We start from the raw sequence: 17,042 nt of genomic DNA, 5'->3' as shown, positions 1-17,042 counted from the left end.
TGGGCTGGGCCGCCTTGGGCAGCCTGGCGCAGATCGCGGCGACCGCGCTGATGCTGGTGACGATGCGGAGCCGCGCCTTTGGCGTGACCACCGCGCTTCTCAAGACCGAGCCGGTGACGCTGGCGGTGATCGGCGCGCTGCTTCTGGCCGAGCCGCTGGGCCCGGCCCGGCTGACCGCCATCGCCACGGCCACGGCGGGCGTGATCCTGATGTCGGGGGCAAGCTGGCGCGACGGCGGCTGGCGGCCCGCGGCGCTGGGCATCGCGGCGGGGGCGCTGTTCGGCCTGTCGGCCATCGGCTTTCGCGGGGCGATCCTGGCCCTGCCGCAGGGCGGCTTCGTCACCCGCGCGGCCACGGTGCTGCTGGTCAGCCTGACGATCCAGAGCGTGGCGATGCTGGCCTGGCTTGGCCTTGCCGACCGGGCGGCGCTGCACGGCATTGTCCGGCACTGGCGCGCCTCGCTGTGGGCGGGGGCACTCGGGGCCTTCGCCTCGCTTTTCTGGTTCATGGGATTTGCGCTGACGGCGGCGGCCAACGTCCGCACGCTGGCACTGGTCGAGGTGGTGATGGCGCAGCTGGTCTCGGGCCGGGTCTTCCGCGAGGGCGCGGCGCCGCGCCAGATCCTGGGCAGGGGCGTATCGTGGCGGGTGTGTGAGCCTGCCGAACCTCCCGACAGGAGTGATACGCCATGGGTGATGACGGCAGCATCACAGGACCAGCAGCCCGGCCATCGTCAGATTGAACACCCGCAGCCGCACGGGGCTTTGCAGAAAGCCTTGCAGCCCCTGCCCCATCGCGGCCCAGACCGCGACCGAGGGCAGGTTCACCAGGACAAAGACCAGCGCGACGCCCGCCACCCCGCCAGCGCCCGCAGAATAGGCCGACAGCGCCCCCAGCGCCATCATCCAGGCCTTCGGATTGACCCATTGAAAGGCGCAGGCCGCCAGGAATCCCATGGGCCGCCTGGCCGGGCCGCCCACCTCGGGCGCGCCCGAGCGCGCGATCCTGGCGGCGAGCCAGATCACATAGGCCAGGGACACCCATTTCAACGCTTGCGCGAGCAGCGGGCTCTGGGCGATGATCCGATCGAGCCCCAGCCCCAGGACCACGACCATCGCCCCGAACCCAAGTGCGACGCCGAACATGTGCGGCAGGGTGCGCCGCAGCCCGAAGTTCGCGCCCGATGCCATCAGCATCAGGTTGTTCGGCCCGGGCGTGATCGAGGTCACGAAGGCAAAGGCCGCCAAGGCCCAAAGAACGTGTTGCGTCATGTCAGTCCCTTGATGTCACATGCGCGTGCAATGATATGCGAACTCGCAAGCAATTTCTGATCCATCTTGGCGCAGAGGCAGGAAATGTCGCAACCAGGTCCCGAAAATGACCCGATCTCTGCGCGGATATTGCAGATCCTGTCGCGTGAGGGACGCATTCCGAATCAGCAGCTTGCGGCCCAGATCGGCCTGTCGCCCTCGGCCTGCCTGCGCCGGGTGCAGGATCTGGAACGCCGCGGTGCGATCATGGGCTACCGGGCCGTCATCCATCCCGCGACGCGGGATGCGGGCTTTACTGCCTATGTCACGGTCGGCCTGTCGCGCCACTCGAACGAGGCGCAGACCGATTTCGAGCGCGCCTGCCTGGCCGCCCCTCAGGTCCGGGAATGCCACAACATCACCGGCTCGGTCGAATATCTGCTGCGGGTCGAGGTGCGCGACCTGGAATCCTATCGCCGCTTCCACACCGAAGTCCTGGGCGCCTTTCCGCAGATCGCCACCATCACGACGCATGTGGTGATGAGCTCGCCCAAGGATGAGCGCGCCTGACCCCGGACGCCCCGTCCCGCCGCGCGTCTGGCATGGGTATTTGGAAAACGGTGAAAGCCAGGGCCGGTTTTCACCGTTTTTCAAATACCCGAATCCGGCCGAGCCACCGGAACGGACTTTCGGTGCTGCGCGTGGCGGGCTAACAAGGCGCCATGACCCTGCCCGCCCTTTCCCCCGACCAGGCCGAAGCCTGGGACGCCATTGCCGAGGCCCTGGCCCAGACCGGAATCGACCTGGCCTCGGAGGAGGTCGCGCCCGCCAAGGACGGCAAGGGCCGGGTCATGGCGGTGATCGGCAAGGCCGGGTCGGGCAAGACGCTGCTGCTGGCCGAGTTGACGAAGGCGCTGAAGGCCGCGGGGGTCGATCTCGTCTCGGGCGATTATGAGGGCAAGAAGCGCAAGGACCGGCGGACGGTCGCGATCCTTGCGCCGACGAACAAGGCGGCCTTCGTGCTGCGGATGCGGGGGGTGCCCGCAACAACGATCCACCGCATCCTTTATACCCCAGTCTACGACCCCGACTATGAGCGCATCGCCGACTGGCTGACCGGGGCCGGCGACCGGCCCGCCGTCGAAGGGGTGATCGAGGGGCTGACCGATGCCGCGCTGGACCGCGCGAAGGCCTTCTACGATCAGCACGCCTCGATCCCCGGCGCGCTGGCGGCGGCGGGCTTGCGCGGTTCGGATTTCATCCGGGGCTGGAAGCGGCGCGATCACGGGCTGGACTCGGCCTGTTCGGCGAGGCCTCGATGGGGACGGATTGACTGACCTTCTGATCGGAGGATCTTCGGGGAAGATCCTGTTCGGCGAAGGCGGGGTTCCGAACCGTGACGTCGGTCCGGAGAGATGGCGAGCGGACCGAGATCACATACGGCCCCTCATCACGGTTTGACCGCATCAATCGCCAGACCACCGACAGCCCGATCCTGGACCTGGCCCATGCGCTGGCCGACCCGGCGTTGGATTTCCCGGCCTTCGAGCGCATGGTGGCCGAGGCCGCGCGGCGCGACGAGCGCGTCGTCTGGGCCGAGCGCGTCGAGTCCGACCTGATGGCGCAAAGCCCGGTGCTGGTCTGGCGCAACATCACCCGGATCAAGCTGATCCAGGCCTTCCGCACCGTCTATGGCGCGCCCGGCGACGCGCTGCTGCCGGGCGAGCCGCTGATCTGCGACGGGATCGAACTGCCGCTGAAGCACCGCAAGAAGCGCATCGACCTGGAGGCGCGGGGCCTGATCAAGGGGGCGCAGGTGATCTATCTGGGTCCCGGCCGCAAGCCCGGCTTTTCCCGGCTGCATGTCGTGGGCGCCGAGGACCCGCGCCTGTCCGCCGCCAGCATCGTCAAGATCGAGATGCCGGACGCCGACGAACCCTTCATCCCCTTTGCCGCGCGCATGGGCGCGACCTTCCTGCATGGGGCCGCCGTCACCATCCACAAGGCGCAGGGCAGCCAATGGCCCGACGTGCAGGTCTTTGGCCCCGACATCAGCGCAGCCGCCTGGTCGAACCGGACCGAGGCGGGGGTGCCGCTGTGGAAGCGCCTGACCTATGTGGCGATCACGCGGGCGCAGGAGCGGCTGTTCTGGGTCGTCCGCGCGCGGCTTGCGCGTCCCGCCGCGCCCCTGGGGATCGACCACCTGGACATTCCCGCGGCCCCGCTGGAACTGACCCCCGAGGCCGAGGAAGGCTAGCGCTTGCCGCCGCGCGGGCTGCGCCGGCTCGACCCGGGGCGCAACTGTTCCAGCCGCAGGATCAGCGCCTCGGCCAGCGCCTCGCGCGGGACGCCGGTTTCCTGGGACAGCCGCATCAGCCCGAACTGCACCCGGGCGATTTCCTGGTAATAGCGGGTGAAGCTGTAGTTGATCGTCGCCCCTGCCAGGGCGCCGAAGATCGGCACCGCCTGCGCCGCGAGCTTCTGCGCCAGCGAGGCGGAAAGCTTGGGCGCGACCTTGGCCACCAGCGTCTGCACCGTCTGGCCGGTGATCGTCATGCGCGCCGCGATCAGGCCAAGGTCCGCCCCCTCGTCCTCGGCCAGGGGACCGGCCGAGGCGAAGATGTGCACGCCCCTTCTAGGTGACTGTCAACATCCGGGCAGGTCGTCACCGTCTCCTGTCTAGCAACGCCCCAGTTGCGGATCTCGACATCCCCGAAATAGACCGTCGCCCCGGCATTGGCTGGCAGCGTTGCGCAGTTCCGAGGCGGTCGAGAGCGCCCGGTTGAACCAGTCCCCCCGGTCGCTGAGCAGCCCGCGCGAGCGCGAGGCCGCCGAGAAGGCGCGGTTCAGCGCGGCAAGCGTGATGCGATCCATGCGCGAGCGGACGGGCTTCGGCAGCCGCTCGATCAGGCCCTCGGCCTTGCCCCCCACGGCGTTCAGCAACTCCATCGCGACGCCGCCCGCGTTCAGATAGCGCCGGGCCAGCCGGTCGATTTCGGTGTGAACCGTAGGGTCGGTGATCGGCGGCAGGATCGCCGTGCGGGCGGGGACTGGGCTTTGGTCGGTCATCGTGCTGGACACGGGGCCTTTCCTGATGCGGGCCGATCGGGCCCTGGTGATCAAACCCAGATAGGAAGCGGGGGGTTCCTTGTCACGGGGTCGGCCGCCATGATGGCATGACTCTGCCTTGAAAGGATTGATGATGTACAGGACCCTTCTTGCCCCGCTTGCAGCCCTGACGCTGGCAGGGGCGGCACTGGCGCAGGACGCCCCGCCCGAACTGCCCCGCCTGTCTGCCGCGCTGAAGGACCCAGGCCTGGCCGCGGCCTTCGATGCGATGACGGCGCGCCAGCCCCTGCCCGACTGGCTGGACGGGTCGCTGGTCGAAAGCGCGACTCGCGCGGCGGCCTTCGACGGCAAGGAGTGGCTGGTGATGACCGCCTGCAAGGCGCATGACTGCGCGGCCCACCGCATCGCCGTCCTTTACGACCCCAAGGACGGGGCCATGCACGGGGTGCTGTCCGAAACCGACGGCACGGTCGAGCGGCTGACCTGGCTGGGCATCGGCGGCGGCGCGGAATCGATCGACGGACGCACGATCCTTTACGCCGCCCTGACCGGCAGCCTGGACAACCACCCGCAGGCGTTCAACTGCGACTAGCGCCGCCAAGCGCGGTCCAGGCGCGGCCCGCATCCTCGTGATCGGCGGTGTCGCGCTGGACCAGCCCCGCGACCCCCTGCCAGGCATCGGGCGCAAGCGCCAGCCCCAGCACCCGGTCGGGGTTGGTGGGCGGGGGCATCTGGACATGGTCCAGCTTGCGAAATCCGAAGCGGCGGTAATAGGGCTCGTCGCCCACCAGCATCACCCGCACCCAGCCCTGCGATTCGGCGCGCCACAATCCCTCGCGGATCAAAAGCCCGCCCAAGCCCTCGCCCTGGGCGGTCGGGTGAACGGCGACGGGACCCAGCAGCAGGACCGGATGGTCGCCGACCCGAACCGGCCAGAACCGGATTGCGCCCACCATGACATCGGCCCGGTCGCGCAGCACCAGGCACAGGCCGGGAATCGGCGGCACCCCGTCGCGCAGCCGGTATGAGCTGAGCGCCGTGCGCCCCGGTGCGAAACACAGGTCCAGAAGGGCCTCGACCTCGGCATGATCGGCAGGGCGTTCCAGGCGAAGTGCGTACATCCGGCCATCCCAGGTTCGGCGCTTTGACCCGCATCGGACGCGGGCGCCGATCCCCTAGCACGCATGCCGGGCAGGGAAAACATCGCAACCACCCGGGCGGCGGATTTTCGTCCCGAGGGCGGCGGGCCCCCGGCCCCGCGTCCCGGCGCTTGACCTTCGGCGCGGGGGCAGGCAGACCTTTCGGGCCATGCGACCGGAGGCTGACGCCATGTTCTATCGACCCGAGGCCGGCCACCGCCTGCCCCACAACCCGTTGAACGCCATCGTCGCGCCGCGGCCCATCGGCTGGATTTCGACGCGCGGGACCCTGGGCGACAACCTGGCGCCCTATTCCTTCTTCAACCTGACCGCCTATGTGCCGCCGCAGGTCATGTTCGCCTCGACCAGCGCCAAGCCGGACCGGCCGGGAACCAAGGACAGCGTGGCCCAGATCGCCGAAAGCCGGGTCTTCTGCGTCAATATCGCCGATGCCGCCCTGCGCGAGCAGGTGAACGCAAGCTCTGCCCCCCTGCCCGCCGGCGTCAGCGAATTCCAGCACGCCGGGATCGAGGCCGCCGAGTGCGAGACCATCGACTGTCCCCGCGTGGCGGGCGCCGCCGCCTCTCTGGAATGCCGCATGACCCGGGTGATCCGCCTGGCCGGCGAGGCAAACGTGATGGTTCTGGGCGTCGTGACCGGCATCCACCTGCGCCCCGACTGCGTGGAAAGCGGCGTGTTCCGCCCGCCTTCGGGCTGGCTGTCGCGCCTGGGCCACAAGGATTACGCCGCCACCACCCAGACCTTCCAGATGGAACGCCCCGCATGAGCGGCGAAAAGCGTGTCCGCGACACCCGCACCGTGCGCGACTATATCCGCACCATCGTGGACTTCCCGCACGAAGGCATCCTGTTTCGCGACGTGACGACGCTGTTTGCCGATGCGCGCGGCTTTCGCATGGCGGTGGACCAGCTGCTGAACCCCTATGCGGGCGAGCGGATCGACAAGGTCGTGGGGCTCGAGGCGCGGGGCTTCATCCTGGGCGGGGCGGTGGCGCATCAGCTGTCGGTGGGCTTCGTGCCGATCCGCAAGAAAGGCAAGCTGCCGGGCGCGGTCCTGTCCGAAGCCTATGTGCTGGAATACGGCGAAGCCGTGGTCGAGATCCACCAGGACGCGCTGAAGCCCGGCGACCGGGTGCTGGTGGTCGACGACCTGCTGGCGACGGGCGGAACGGCGGCGGCGGGCATCCGGCTGTGCGAACGCCTGGGTGCGCAGGTGATCGGCTGCGCCTTCGTCATCGAGCTGCCGGACCTTGGCGGGCGCGCCCTGCTCGAGGACCTGGGCCACGAGGTGCACGCCCTGACCACCTTCGAGGGGGCCTGAGGTTCTTGCAGCCCGCCCCCCGGATCGCTAGGTGAAGGCGCATGGACCCCAAACCGCCCCTGACCCTTTACCTTGCCGCCCCGCGCGGCTTTTGCGCGGGCGTGGACCGCGCCATCAAGATCGTCGAAATGGCGCTGCAGAAATGGGGCGCCCCGGTCTATGTCCGGCACGAGATCGTGCACAACAAGTTCGTCGTCGATAGCCTGCGCGACAAGGGTGCGGTCTTCGTCGAGGAACTGGACGAATGCCCCGACGACCGGCCGGTGATCTTCTCGGCCCATGGCGTGCCGAAATCCGTCCCGGCCGAGGCGCGCCGGCGCGAGATGGTCTTTGTCGATGCCACCTGCCCCCTGGTCAGCAAGGTCCATGTCGAGGCCGAGCGCCACCATGCCGCCGGCCTGCAGATGGTGATGATCGGCCATGCCGGCCACCCCGAAGTGCTGGGCACCATGGGTCAGCTGCCCGAGGGCGAGGTGCTGCTGGTCGAGACGGTCGAGGACGTGGCGGGGATCGCGCCCCGCGACCCCGAACGGCTGGCCTTCATCACCCAGACCACGCTGTCGGTCGACGACACCGCGGCCATCGTCGCGGCCCTGCAGGCGCGCTTTCCGATGATCGTCGGCCCGGCCAAGGAAGACATCTGCTACGCCACCACCAACCGCCAGGCCTCGGTCAAGGCCATCGCCGGCCGGATCGACGCGCTTCTGGTGATCGGGGCGCCGAACAGCTCGAATTCGCGCCGGCTGGTCGAGGTGGGCCGCGCGGCGGGCTGCGCCTATTCGCAACTGGTGATGCGCGCCGACCAGATCGACTGGCGCGCCATGCAGGGCATCGCCTCGGTCGGCGTGACGGCGGGCGCCTCGGCCCCCGAAGTCCTGGTCAACGAGGTCATCGACGCCTTTCGCGACCGCTACGACGTTACCGTCGAACTGGTCGAGACCGCCCGCGAGAATGTCGAGTTCAAGGTGCCCCGCGTGCTGCGCGAGGCCTGAGCGCATCGCCCGCGATCGGCGCCGGTCTTGGGCATTTCAGAAACGGTGAAAACCATGGGCTCCGGCGCATCCCCTTCCCTGGCTTTCACTGTTTCACAAATACCCGTTCGCGACCTCTCCCACAGGTGGCACGCGGGGGCCCTATCCCCCTCTTGTCGCTGTTGCCGCAGGACAGGGCGCCCGCTTAAGCTGGCCGCGCGCATGGGATGGTCCCCTGCCGCCGTCATCAAGGGAGGGGAAAACCAATGACCGTCTATCTGATCGCCGAGGTGAAGGTCACCGACGATGCCTGGGTGCCCGACTATGCCGCCCGCGTGCACGAGATCGCGGTCCAGTTCCAAAGGGCGCGGGCCTGTCCCAACTCTGATAACCGAAAACGACGCGATACCCGCCATAGTTGATCGCGCTGATCCGCTCCGGGTAACCGTTCCACGAGCCCAGGCGTTTGCAAGGTCACGAATATGCCCCCTTCGGCAAGGCGCGGCAGGCGGGCTCGGTCAGCCATTTCCGCCTGATCGACGACACCGACATCGCGGGCGCGATTCCCTATCTGGGCAAGCCCGGCTGAGGCCCGGGGGCGCTGGCCGGGCCCGGCGATCCGGCCTATAGTGCCCGCGCGCCCTCAGGTGGCGCGGGACTTAGCAAGGCCGGATGAAATGCGACTATATTCAATGCCCTCGTCGGGAAACAGCTACAAGGTGCGGCTGCTGCTGGCGCTTCTTGGCCGCGACTGCGAGATCGTCGACGTGGAGTACCAGACCGAGGCGCTGGACCAGGCCAGGGCCCAGGGCCGCCTGCCCTTCGGCAAGGCGCCGGTGCTGGAACTGGACGACGGCCGGCTGCTGCCGGAATCGAACGCGATCCTTTGGTGGCTGGGCGAGGGCACGCGCTTCGTGCCTGCCGATGCCTTCGCGCGCGCCGAGATGGCGTCCTGGATGTTCTGGGAACAGAACCAGCACGAGGCGGTGATCGCCGTGCGCGGCGCGCTGGCCTATTACCCTCATCGTCGCGCCCTCGCCACGCCCGAGCGCATGGCCGAAATGCTGGAGCGCGGCCACGCGCTGCTGCAGATCATGGAGGACCGGCTGGACGGGCGGGACTGGCTTGTGGGCGACGGTCCGACACTGGCCGATCTTTGCCTTTACGGCTACACCCATACGGCCGGCAGCCGCAGCGGCTTCGACATGGCGCGCTTTCCCGCCCTGAACCGCTGGCTGGACCGCATCGCCGGCCTGCCCGGCTATGTGGGGCTGGAGGCTTGAGCGCGCTTTACGCCTGGACCGACGGCGCGTGCAGCGGCAATCCCGGCCCCGGCGGCTGGGGCGTCCTGATGCGCGCCATCGACGGCGACGCCGTCCTGAAGGAACGCGAGCTTTCGGGGGGCGAGGCGCAGACCACCAACAACCGCATGGAGTTGATGGCCGCCATCGCCGCGCTCGAGGCGCTGACCCGGCCGAGCGAGATCACCATCACCACCGACAGCGCCTATGTGAAGAACGGCGTCACCCAGTGGATCCACGGCTGGAAGCGGAACGGCTGGCGCACCGCCGACCGCAAGCCGGTGAAGAACGCCGAACTGTGGCAAAGGCTGGATGCCGCCCAGCACAGCCACCGGGTGCACTGGAAATGGATCAAGGGCCATGCCGGCCATCCCGAGAACGAGCGCGCGGACGCGCTTGCGCGCGCGGGCATGGCGCCGTTCAAGCCTGCCCGGGTCTAGGATGCAGGCCCTGGTTCCGCTGCTGGATCACGCCAGCGTGCTGGTCTTTGCCCTGACCGGCGCGCTGGTCGCTAGCCGGGCGCAGCTCGACCTGGTCGGATTCATCTTTTTCGCCGCCCTGACCGGGATCGGCGGCGGCACGTTGCGCGACCTGCTGCTGGGGCGGGTGCCGGTCTTCTGGATCGAGCGGCCGGGGCTTTTGCTGGTGACCTCGGGCGCGGCGGTGCTGGTGTTCTTTACCGCGCATCTGTTCGAAAGCCGCTATCGCCTGCTTTTGTGGCTGGATGCCCTGGCCCTGGCCGTCGCCGTGCCCGCGGGCGTCGGCGTCGCGATGGGGGCGGGCGTCAGCCCCGTGGTCGTCGTCGCCATGGGCGTGGTGACGGGCAGCTTCGGCGGGCTGATCCGGGACGTGGTCGGCAACGAGCTGCCGCTGATCCTGAAGCAGGGCGAGCTATACGTCACCGCGGCCTTTGGCGGCGCGCTGGCGGCGGTGGTGCTGGCGGGCCTGGGCTGCGCGCGCCCGCTGGCGCTGATCGCCTGCGCCCTGGTCGTGCTGGCGCTGCGCGCGGGCAGCATGGTGCTGGGCTGGCGGCTGCCGACCTATCGGGCGCGCCCGCCCCGGCGCTAGCGCAGGATGGGCGGGCCCGCGGCGGGCTGCATGTTTTCCACCCCCATGCGCAGGCCCGCCCCGATCCGGTGCGCCAGCGCCGACCAGCCGCGCGCGGTGTCGGGCGGCAGGGTGCGCCGCAGGGTTTCGTCGAACAGCATCAGCCAGACCGGGAAATGCGCCGCGTGGACATTGCCCGCGCGCATGTGCGCCCGCATCGGGCTGCCGTCATAGCTGCGCTCGTAAAGGATGGCATTGCGCCAGAAGGCGGCGATCCTGGCCTCATGCGCGGACCAGTCGGTGACATGGGCGGCAAAGACCGGACCCAGCACCTCGTGCCGGCGCACGGCGGCATAGAAGGTGGCTACCACCTGGTCGATCTGTGCGGGGGTGACGGGGATGCGCGGCGGGATCATGGCCGCGATATGGGCCGCTTGCCCGTTCCGCGCAAGGCGGCGCGTTGTCCCAGGGGGCACAAGCCGCGCTTGCAGCGCCCGCGCCCGTTTCCTATAACCGCCGCCATGTTCAGCGTGGGCCGGATCATCCGAATTATTCGCCCGGCGGCGTAGGGGTTCCGCGCCGTCGGGTCACGCATGCCTGCCCTGCCAGCCAAGGATTCCCGCCCGATGAGCGATACGACCACGACCGCGCCCGACTACCGCGATACCGTTTTCCTGCCCCAGACCGATTTTCCGATGCGCGCCGGCCTGCCCCAGCGCGAACCCGAATGGCTGGCCCGGTGGGAACGGCTGGGCATCTATGACCGGCTGCGGCAGAAAAGCGACCGCACGCCCTTTATCCTGCACGACGGCCCGCCCTATGCGAACGGCAATCTGCACATCGGGCACGCGCTGAACAAGGTGCTCAAGGACTTTATCACCCGCAGCCAGCAGATGATGGGCCGCGATGCGCGCTATGTGCCGGGCTGGGACTGCCACGGCCTGCCCATCGAATGGAAGATCGAGGAGCAGTATCGCGAGCGCCAGCAGCGCAAGGACGACGTGGACGTCGTCGAGTTCCGCCAGGAATGCCGCGCCTTTGCCAAGGGCTGGGTCGAGGTCCAGCGCGAGCAGTTCAAGCGGCTGGGCGTCACCGGCAAATGGGACGACCCCTATCTGACGATGGACTATCACGCCGAGGCGGTGATCGCGGCCGAGTTCATGAAGCTTCTGATGAACGGCAGCCTGTACCAGGGCTCGAAGCCGGTGATGTGGTCTCCGGTCGAAAAGACCGCGCTGGCCGAGGCCGAGGTGGAGTATCACGACCACACCAGCCATACGATCTGGGTGCGGTTCCCGGTGGCGACGTCGCAGGGTATTTGGGCAACAAGGAAGCCTGCCAGCGTGGTGATCTGGACCACCACCCCCTGGACCATCCCGCAGAACCGCGCCGTGGCCTATAACCCGGCCGTCGCCTATGGGCTTTACGAAGTGGGCGCGGTGGCCGAGAACGCGACGGCGAAGCCCGGCGAGTTGCTGGTGCTGGCCGATGCCTTGGCCGAGAGCGTGAAGCAGGCCGCGAGGATCGAGGCGCTGACGCGGGTCGGCGATGTCGCGGCCGCCGACATGCAGGGGGTCGTGCTTTCCCATCCCTTCCGCGGCGTCGAGGGTGCGGCGGGTGAATGGGACTATGACGTTCCCCTGCTGCCGGGCGATCACGTCACCGATGACGCGGGCACCGGGTTCGTGCACACCGCGCCCAGCCACGGCGACGACGACTATCAGCTGGGGCTGAAGTTCGGCCTGCCGATGACTTACAACGTCGAGGCCGATGGCAGCTATCGCATCGACCTGCCGCTGTTCGGCGGCCAGGCCATCCTGACCCCCGAGGGCAAGGAGGGGCCGGCCAATGTCAGCGTCATCAAGCAGCTGGCCTATAGCGGCGCGCTGCTGGCCAAGGGAAAGGTCAAGCACAGCTATCCGCACAGCTGGCGGTCCAAGGCGCCGCTGATCTATCGCAACACGCCGCAGTGGTTCGCCGCCATCGACAAGGTGCTGGACGACGGCATGGGGGAGTACGGCGACACCATCCGTGCCCGTGCCCTGGCCAGCATCGACAGGCTGGTGCGCTGGACGCCGCAGACCGGGCGCAATCGCCTTTATTCGATGATCGAGAATCGCCCGGACTGGGTGCTGTCGCGCCAGCGCGCCTGGGGCGTGCCGCTGACCTGCTTCGTCAGGAAGGGCGCGCGGCCGACGGATGCCGATTTTCTGCTGCGCGACCAGCGCGTGAACGACCGCATCATCGAGGCGTTCGAGAAGGAGGGCGCGGACGTCTGGTACCGCGAGGACTTCAAGGCGCGGGCCCTGGACGGCGTGGCGAACCCCGACGATTACGAGCAGGTCATGGACGTGCTGGACGTCTGGTTCGACAGTGGCTCGACCCATGCCTTCGTGATCCGCGATCGCGCCGACGGCTCGCCCGACGGGATTGCGGACCTGTACCTGGAAGGCACCGACCAGCATCGCGGCTGGTTCCATTCGTCCCTGCTGCAGGCCTGCGCGACCAAGGGCCGGGCGCCCTACAAGGGCGTGCTGACCCATGGCTTCACCCTGGACGAAAAGGGCATGAAGATGTCCAAGTCGCTGGGCAACACCGTGGCGCCGGCGGATGTGATCAAGGACTACGGCGCCGATATCCTGCGGCTGTGGGTGGCGCAGTCGGATTACACCGCCGACCTGCGCATCGGGAAGGAGATCCTGAAGGGCACGGCCGACAGCTATCGCCGCCTGCGCAACACGCTGCGCTTCGTCTTGGGGAACCTCGACGGCTTTGCCGAGGCCGAGGCGGTCGCCCCCGAGGCGATGCCCGAACTGGAGCAGTGGGTGCTGCACCGGCTGGCGCAGATCGACCACCAGCTGCGCCGGGGCTATGACGCCTATGATTTCCAGGGCGTGTTCCAGACCGTGTTCCAGTTCGCGACCGTGGACCTGTCGTCCTTCTATTTCGACATTCGCAAGGACGCGCTTTACTGCGACGCGCCGGATGCGCTGCGCAGGCGGGCGGCGCGCACGGTGCTGGACATCCTGTTCCACCGGCTGGTGACCTGGCTGGCCCCGATCCTGCCCTTTACCATGGAGGACGTCTGGCTGGCCCGCTTCCCGTCCGAGGACGACAGCGTGCATCTGCACGATTTCCCGGTAACGCCGGCGGACTGGCTGAACGAGCCTCTGGCCCAGAAATGGGACGCGATCCGCCGCGCCCGCCGCGTGGTGACCGCGGCGCTGGAGGTCAAGCGCAGCGACAAGGTGATCGGCGCCAGCCTCGAGGCTGCCCCGGTCGTCCATGTCGAGGACGCCGAGACGCTGGCCGCGCTGAAATCGGTCGATTTCGCGGATGTCTGCATCACCTCGGATCTGGGGCTGACGGCCGACCCCGCCCCGGGCGAGGCGTTCCGCCTGCCCGACGTGCCGGGCGTCGGCGTGGTCTTCGAGCCGGCCGAGGGCGAGAAATGCCAGCGCTGCTGGAAGATCCTGCCCGATGTCGGCACCCACGCCCATCCCGGCACCTGCGCGCGCTGCAACGCCGTGCTGGGCTGAGGCCGGCCGGGCGGGGCTGCGGCCGTCTAGCGGAACCACAGCCCCGCGCGCTTGAGGCGCTGGCGGATCGGCTGTTCGGGGAGGCTCGCCGCCTCGGGGCCGAACAGGGGACGGACGACCGACCGCCCCTCGCCCGCCAGCACCAGGCGCTGGACGGCCGGATCCTCGGCGAACAGGGCGGCGATGTCGCGGTCCTGCAGAAGCGATTCAAGCAGATCCAGCGCGGGCTCCGGCTCGCGCGCATAAAGCAGCGACAGGTCGCGGTAATGGCAGGTCAGCGCGCCATCAAGGCCCGCAAGCGCAGGGCCCGGGCGCCCGCCGCCCAGGGAATGGACGACCAGCGGCAGGACGATCTGATCCAGCCAAGGGTCGAGGCTTTGGCAGGCCAGCGCCTCGCCCGGGTCGTCGCGCACGGCAATGGCCCAGTCCAGAAAGCGCCGCCCGAATTCCTGCGGATCGGGGCCCAGGAACCAGCCGGCGTTGAAATACAGATACCGCTCCCAATGGTCGTCGTATTGGCTCCGGTCCAGAGAGCTTTCGAAGTCCAGCCCGAAGCGGTCGTAAAGCGAGCGCCAGATACCCGCGTAGTCCGGCCCGTAAAGCGGCGGCTGCGGCCAGGTGCCGCCCCGGCGCATCGAGGCGCTGGGCCGGGAAAAATCGGCCAGCCGCTCCAACGGCCCCGTCACCAGCGTGTCGCTGTCGAAAAAGGCGAAGGGCTCGGCCGGGGGCAGCAGGGCCAGCGCCTCGATCTTGTTGCCATAGGGATAGGACCGGCCGAAGTGCCGGGCGGTAAAGGGCAGCACCTCGGCCCCAAGGGCGGTCAGCAGGGCGCGCGTCGCGTCGTCCAGGGCGACCTCGGCGCCGGCCCAGGCCGCCTCCTCGCGCGGCTCGGCCACGATCAGGCGGCCGCGATTCCCCGGCGCGCTGCGCCGCAGACTGGCCGCGAACAGCACCGCCTGCCGGGCGATGCGCCCGGCCTGGGCCACGATCAGGATGTTGAAGGGCGCGGTGCGGCCCCGACGCTCGGCCTGGCGGGCCAGCCGGCGCTCCTCGCGCGCGGCTTGGTTCGCGGCCTGCCGGGCGGCACGGCGCGCCACGCGGTCCAGACGGTGCGATTCGTCACCCGCCTTGGGTGAAATACTGGTCACGACATGCCCCCTTGGGGTTTTTGCAGGTGCAGAATATGGCCGCCTGCGCCGATTCTGGCCAGAGCCATGTTGCGCACAGCTGCATACAATGCACCTGGCGCCTTATACAATTTAAGGTTGTTGACCCGTTTGGGTGAAGAAATGCCGGGCTTTTCACCCGAAGGCAGAGTAAAACCAGCAAAACCTCACTAAAAAGGCAGGTTTCACCCCCCCGCCTTTCTGTGCAATTTTGCTTCTACGCCGTTAACGATTTTCTCTTCTTAGGTTCAGGCGAAACCGGGTGAGGCTGGGCACTGTTCTCACCCGGTTATTAATTTTCTAGCCTATCAGAATTCCCGCGCAACCTGTCTGGTTCACTAAAATTGTCGGAATTTTCTGCCTGTGCGGCAACTTGCTCTTGCAGCAATCGCAAACTATGACCTGCGCAAGCCGTGTCTTACCCGACGGTTGGCAAGATTTGCTTGCAGCGACGGCACGGGCGGCTTTCTGGCAAGCGCATTCCCGCCGTCGCATGCCGCGCTGCGGCAAAGGAAAGCCTTAAACGGCGATGCCGTGGCGGCCGGCCAGGTCGGTGAAGAACTGCCATGCCACGCGGCCGGAGCGGCCGCCGCGCGTCGCCTGCCATTCGATGGCCTCGGCGCGCAGCGCGTCCTCGGCGACGTCCAGGCCATAGGCGTCGCAATAGCCGCGCACCATCGCCAGGTATTCGTCCTGGGAACAAGGATGAAAGCCCAGCCAAAGCCCAAACCGATCCGAGAGCGAGACCTTTTCCTCGACAGCCTCGCCGGGATGGATCGCGGTGGAGCGTTCGTTGTCGATCATGTCGCGCGGCATCAGGTGACGCCGGTTCGAGGTCGCATAAAGCACCACGTTCGACGGCCGCCCGGCGATCCCGCCGTCCAGCACCGCCTTCAGCGACTTGTACTGCGTATCGTCATGGCTGAAGGAGAGGTCGTCCGAGAACAGCAGAAAGCGGCGATCCTTGGCCCTGCCCAGGATCGTCAGCAGGCGCCCGACGGAGCCCAGGTCCTCGCGCGCGATCTCGACCAGCACCAGGGGCAGGCCCTGACGCACGGCCTCGGCATGGACAGCCTTGACCAGAGAGGACTTGCCCATCCCCCGCGACCCCCAAAGCAGGGCGTTGTTCGCCGCATGGCCGCGGGCGAATTGCAGCGTGTTGGCCAGCAGCGTGTCGCGGGCGCGGTCGATGCCGATCAGCTGGACCAGATCGACGCGGGCCACATCGGGCACCGGCTCCAGCCGGTCGGGGTCGGGGTGCCAGACAAAGGCAGTCGCCTCGGTAAAGCTGGGTTCGGGCGCGGGCGGAGGCGCGATGCGCTCAAGCGCCTCGGCCACGCGGGTCATCAGTTTCCTAGACATCGGCTTCTTCTTCCAGGGCACGCTTGCGTTCGATCCGGCGGACCAGAATGATGGACACTTCGTAAAGCCCATAGATCACGCTGAACAGCACGATCTGGCTGATCACGTCGGGCGGCGTCACCATCGCGGCCAGGACAAGGATCACGATGATCGCATAGCGGCGCACGCTCGCCAGCCCTTCGGAACTGACCAGACCCGCCTTGCCCATCAGCGTCAGCGCCACCGGCAGCTGGAACGACAGGCCGAAGGCCAGGATGAACTTCGTGGTCAACGCCAGATATTCCTCGACCGAGCCCTGAAAGACGATGCCGGCCCAGGGTTCCTTGGCGGCGCCGGCGGCAGCCGCCCCTTGCGCCGCCGCGGTCACGGGATCGTCGGGCAGCGCCAGCGGCCCCTGCTGGAAGCCCAGGAAGAAATCGAAAGCCCAGGGCAGGATGATGTAGTAGGCAAAGGCCGCGCCCAGCAGGAACATCACCGGCGAGGCGATCAGGAACGGCAGCAGCGCGTTCTTCTCGGTGCGGTAAAGCCCCGGCGCGACGAAACGCCACAGCTGGTATCCGACGACCGGAAAGGCCAGCACGAAGCCGCCGAAGAAGGCGATCCGCATGGCGACGAAGAACCCCTCCTGCATCTTCAGCAGGATCAGCCCACAGGTCTGGCCGCGCTTTTCCAGCGCCATGCAGACCGGCTGGGTCAGGAAGTCGAAGATCGGGTTCCAGACGAAATAGCACAGCACCATGGCCACGACAAAGGCCAGCACCGACCAGATCAACCGGCTGCGCAATTCCTTGAGATGCTCGACCAGCGGAGCCGAGGAATCGTCGATGTCGTCCGACTTGGCAGAGTTCGTCACCACG

At 68.1% G+C, this 17,042-nt stretch carries 19 protein-coding genes and 1 pseudogene; 12 read left to right on the top strand and 8 right to left on the bottom strand.

The annotated features are described in order from the left end of the window. Positions 1 to 707 precede the first annotated feature (707 nt). On the bottom strand, positions 708 to 1,190 hold the full coding sequence (locus DPM13_RS17280) for a LysE family translocator (protein WP_317616453.1): 483 nt from the start codon (positions 1,188 to 1,190) through the stop codon (positions 708 to 710). 165 nt (positions 1,191 to 1,355) lie between these two features. Here DPM13_RS17280 and DPM13_RS17275 point away from each other — a divergent pair, with 165 nt between their 5' ends. Further along, complete coding sequence (locus tag DPM13_RS17275) at positions 1,356 to 1,820, top strand: Lrp/AsnC family transcriptional regulator (protein ID WP_112888492.1); 465 nt, start codon at positions 1,356 to 1,358, stop codon at positions 1,818 to 1,820. A 152-nt stretch (positions 1,821 to 1,972) separates the two neighbouring features. Further along, positions 1,973 to 3,507 (top strand): annotated as a pseudogene (locus tag DPM13_RS17270) (AAA family ATPase). Here the strand turns inward: DPM13_RS17270 and DPM13_RS24130 are convergent. Together DPM13_RS24130 and DPM13_RS24125 are read right to left on the bottom strand one after the other, a co-directional pair. Then, positions 3,504 to 3,878: an EcsC family protein gene (locus tag DPM13_RS24130; protein ID WP_223252131.1), complete on the bottom strand. Its 375-nt coding sequence runs from the start codon at positions 3,876 to 3,878 to the stop codon at positions 3,504 to 3,506. The pseudogene DPM13_RS17270 and the gene DPM13_RS24130 sit on opposite strands and share 4 nt — an antisense overlap. 51 nt (positions 3,879 to 3,929) lie before the next feature. Continuing rightward, positions 3,930 to 4,331, bottom strand: coding sequence for a hypothetical protein (locus tag DPM13_RS24125; protein ID WP_223252130.1), 402 nt, complete (start codon positions 4,329 to 4,331; stop codon positions 3,930 to 3,932). A gap of 121 nt (positions 4,332 to 4,452) precedes the next feature. Between DPM13_RS24125 and DPM13_RS17260 the strand changes: the two genes are divergently transcribed. Further along, the gene (locus DPM13_RS17260; RefSeq protein WP_223252129.1) at positions 4,453 to 4,911 is read left to right on the top strand and encodes an Ivy family c-type lysozyme inhibitor; all 459 of its coding nucleotides are present in this window, start codon (positions 4,453 to 4,455) and stop codon (positions 4,909 to 4,911) included. On the opposite strand, the gene DPM13_RS17255 is transcribed toward DPM13_RS17260, so the two are convergent. Beyond that, on the bottom strand, positions 4,898 to 5,440 hold the full coding sequence (locus DPM13_RS17255) for a GNAT family N-acetyltransferase (protein WP_036763862.1): 543 nt from the start codon (positions 5,438 to 5,440) through the stop codon (positions 4,898 to 4,900). The two genes, DPM13_RS17260 and DPM13_RS17255, sit on opposite strands and share 14 nt — an antisense overlap. Before the next feature lie 208 nt (positions 5,441 to 5,648). Between DPM13_RS17255 and DPM13_RS17250 the strand changes: the two genes are divergently transcribed. From DPM13_RS17250 to DPM13_RS17220, 8 genes are all read left to right on the top strand, one after another. After that, entirely contained in the window at positions 5,649 to 6,245 is a 597-nt protein-coding gene (locus tag DPM13_RS17250) for a flavin reductase family protein (RefSeq protein WP_112888490.1), read from the top strand. Further along, positions 6,242 to 6,799, top strand: a complete 558-nt coding sequence (locus tag DPM13_RS17245; RefSeq protein WP_112888489.1) for an adenine phosphoribosyltransferase — start codon at positions 6,242 to 6,244, stop codon at positions 6,797 to 6,799. The genes DPM13_RS17250 and DPM13_RS17245 overlap by 4 nt, the downstream gene beginning before the upstream one ends. A gap of 41 nt (positions 6,800 to 6,840) precedes the next feature. Then, the gene (gene ispH / locus DPM13_RS17240) at positions 6,841 to 7,791 is read left to right on the top strand and encodes a 4-hydroxy-3-methylbut-2-enyl diphosphate reductase (protein ID WP_080622479.1); all 951 of its coding nucleotides are present in this window, start codon (positions 6,841 to 6,843) and stop codon (positions 7,789 to 7,791) included. 245 nt (positions 7,792 to 8,036) lie between these two features. Beyond that, complete coding sequence (locus tag DPM13_RS24120; RefSeq protein ID WP_223252128.1) at positions 8,037 to 8,192, top strand: DUF1330 domain-containing protein; 156 nt, start codon at positions 8,037 to 8,039, stop codon at positions 8,190 to 8,192. Between the two features lie 44 nt (positions 8,193 to 8,236). Continuing rightward, entirely contained in the window at positions 8,237 to 8,359 is a 123-nt protein-coding gene (locus tag DPM13_RS25400; RefSeq protein WP_262983174.1) for a hypothetical protein, read from the top strand. An 88-nt stretch (positions 8,360 to 8,447) separates the two neighbouring features. Next, positions 8,448 to 9,053, top strand: a complete 606-nt coding sequence (locus DPM13_RS17230; RefSeq protein WP_112888488.1) for a glutathione S-transferase family protein — start codon at positions 8,448 to 8,450, stop codon at positions 9,051 to 9,053. Then, positions 9,050 to 9,511 (top strand): ribonuclease HI, encoded by a 462-nt coding sequence (gene rnhA, locus DPM13_RS17225; RefSeq protein WP_112888487.1) that lies wholly within the window; start codon positions 9,050 to 9,052, stop codon positions 9,509 to 9,511. Before DPM13_RS17230 ends, rnhA begins: the two co-directional genes overlap by 4 nt. Before the next feature lies 1 nt (position 9,512). Beyond that, positions 9,513 to 10,139 carry a trimeric intracellular cation channel family protein gene (locus DPM13_RS17220; protein WP_080622477.1) on the top strand — a complete coding sequence of 209 codons (627 nt, stop codon included), beginning with the start codon at positions 9,513 to 9,515 and terminating at the stop codon, positions 10,137 to 10,139. Here the strand turns inward: DPM13_RS17220 and DPM13_RS17215 are convergent. Next, on the bottom strand, positions 10,136 to 10,534 hold the full coding sequence (locus DPM13_RS17215; RefSeq protein WP_112888486.1) for a group III truncated hemoglobin: 399 nt from the start codon (positions 10,532 to 10,534) through the stop codon (positions 10,136 to 10,138). The genes DPM13_RS17220 and DPM13_RS17215 overlap by 4 nt on opposite strands. A gap of 210 nt (positions 10,535 to 10,744) precedes the next feature. Here DPM13_RS17215 and ileS point away from each other — a divergent pair, with 210 nt between their 5' ends. After that, positions 10,745 to 13,657, top strand: coding sequence for an isoleucine--tRNA ligase (gene ileS, locus DPM13_RS17210; RefSeq protein WP_112888485.1), 2,913 nt, complete (start codon positions 10,745 to 10,747; stop codon positions 13,655 to 13,657). Positions 13,658 to 13,683: 26 nt separating this feature from the next. On the opposite strand, the gene DPM13_RS17205 is transcribed toward ileS, so the two are convergent. From DPM13_RS17205 to tatC, 3 genes are all read right to left on the bottom strand, one after another. Then, on the bottom strand, positions 13,684 to 14,805 hold the full coding sequence (locus DPM13_RS17205) for a hypothetical protein (protein WP_112888484.1): 1,122 nt from the start codon (positions 14,803 to 14,805) through the stop codon (positions 13,684 to 13,686). A 537-nt stretch (positions 14,806 to 15,342) separates the two neighbouring features. Continuing rightward, a complete protein-coding gene (locus DPM13_RS17200) occupies positions 15,343 to 16,185 on the bottom strand; it encodes an ATP-binding protein (RefSeq protein WP_080622474.1) in 843 nt (280 codons plus the stop codon). Then, positions 16,178 to 17,041, bottom strand: a complete 864-nt coding sequence (tatC, locus tag DPM13_RS17195; RefSeq protein ID WP_112888483.1) for a twin-arginine translocase subunit TatC — start codon at positions 17,039 to 17,041, stop codon at positions 16,178 to 16,180. Before tatC ends, DPM13_RS17200 begins: the two co-directional genes overlap by 8 nt. Position 17,042: the final 1 nt, after the last annotated feature.

The organism is Paracoccus mutanolyticus (genome assembly GCF_003285265.1).
Taxonomy (GTDB): Bacteria; Pseudomonadota; Alphaproteobacteria; order Rhodobacterales; family Rhodobacteraceae; genus Paracoccus; species Paracoccus yeei.
The sequence above is the reverse complement of the archived record's forward strand: the minus strand, read 5'-3'. Positions and strand labels throughout refer to the sequence as shown.

Coding starts and splice junctions, on each gene's coding strand:
- DPM13_RS17280 (WP_317616453.1), bottom strand. CDS start 1,190: ATGGCATCGGGCGCGAACTTCGGGCTGCGGCGCACCCTGCCGCACATG.
- DPM13_RS17275 (WP_112888492.1), top strand. CDS start 1,356: ATGTCGCAACCAGGTCCCGAAAATGACCCGATCTCTGCGCGGATATTG.
- DPM13_RS17260 (WP_223252129.1), top strand. CDS start 4,453: ATGTACAGGACCCTTCTTGCCCCGCTTGCAGCCCTGACGCTGGCAGGG.
- DPM13_RS17255 (WP_036763862.1), bottom strand. CDS start 5,440: ATGTACGCACTTCGCCTGGAACGCCCTGCCGATCATGCCGAGGTCGAG.
- DPM13_RS17250 (WP_112888490.1), top strand. CDS start 5,649: ATGTTCTATCGACCCGAGGCCGGCCACCGCCTGCCCCACAACCCGTTG.
- DPM13_RS17245 (WP_112888489.1), top strand. CDS start 6,242: ATGAGCGGCGAAAAGCGTGTCCGCGACACCCGCACCGTGCGCGACTAT.
- ispH (WP_080622479.1), top strand. CDS start 6,841: ATGGACCCCAAACCGCCCCTGACCCTTTACCTTGCCGCCCCGCGCGGC.
- DPM13_RS24120 (WP_223252128.1), top strand. CDS start 8,037: ATGACCGTCTATCTGATCGCCGAGGTGAAGGTCACCGACGATGCCTGG.
- DPM13_RS17230 (WP_112888488.1), top strand. CDS start 8,448: ATGCGACTATATTCAATGCCCTCGTCGGGAAACAGCTACAAGGTGCGG.
- DPM13_RS17220 (WP_080622477.1), top strand. CDS start 9,513: ATGCAGGCCCTGGTTCCGCTGCTGGATCACGCCAGCGTGCTGGTCTTT.
- DPM13_RS17215 (WP_112888486.1), bottom strand. CDS start 10,534: ATGATCCCGCCGCGCATCCCCGTCACCCCCGCACAGATCGACCAGGTG.
- ileS (WP_112888485.1), top strand. CDS start 10,745: ATGAGCGATACGACCACGACCGCGCCCGACTACCGCGATACCGTTTTC.
- DPM13_RS17200 (WP_080622474.1), bottom strand. CDS start 16,185: ATGTCTAGGAAACTGATGACCCGCGTGGCCGAGGCGCTTGAGCGCATC.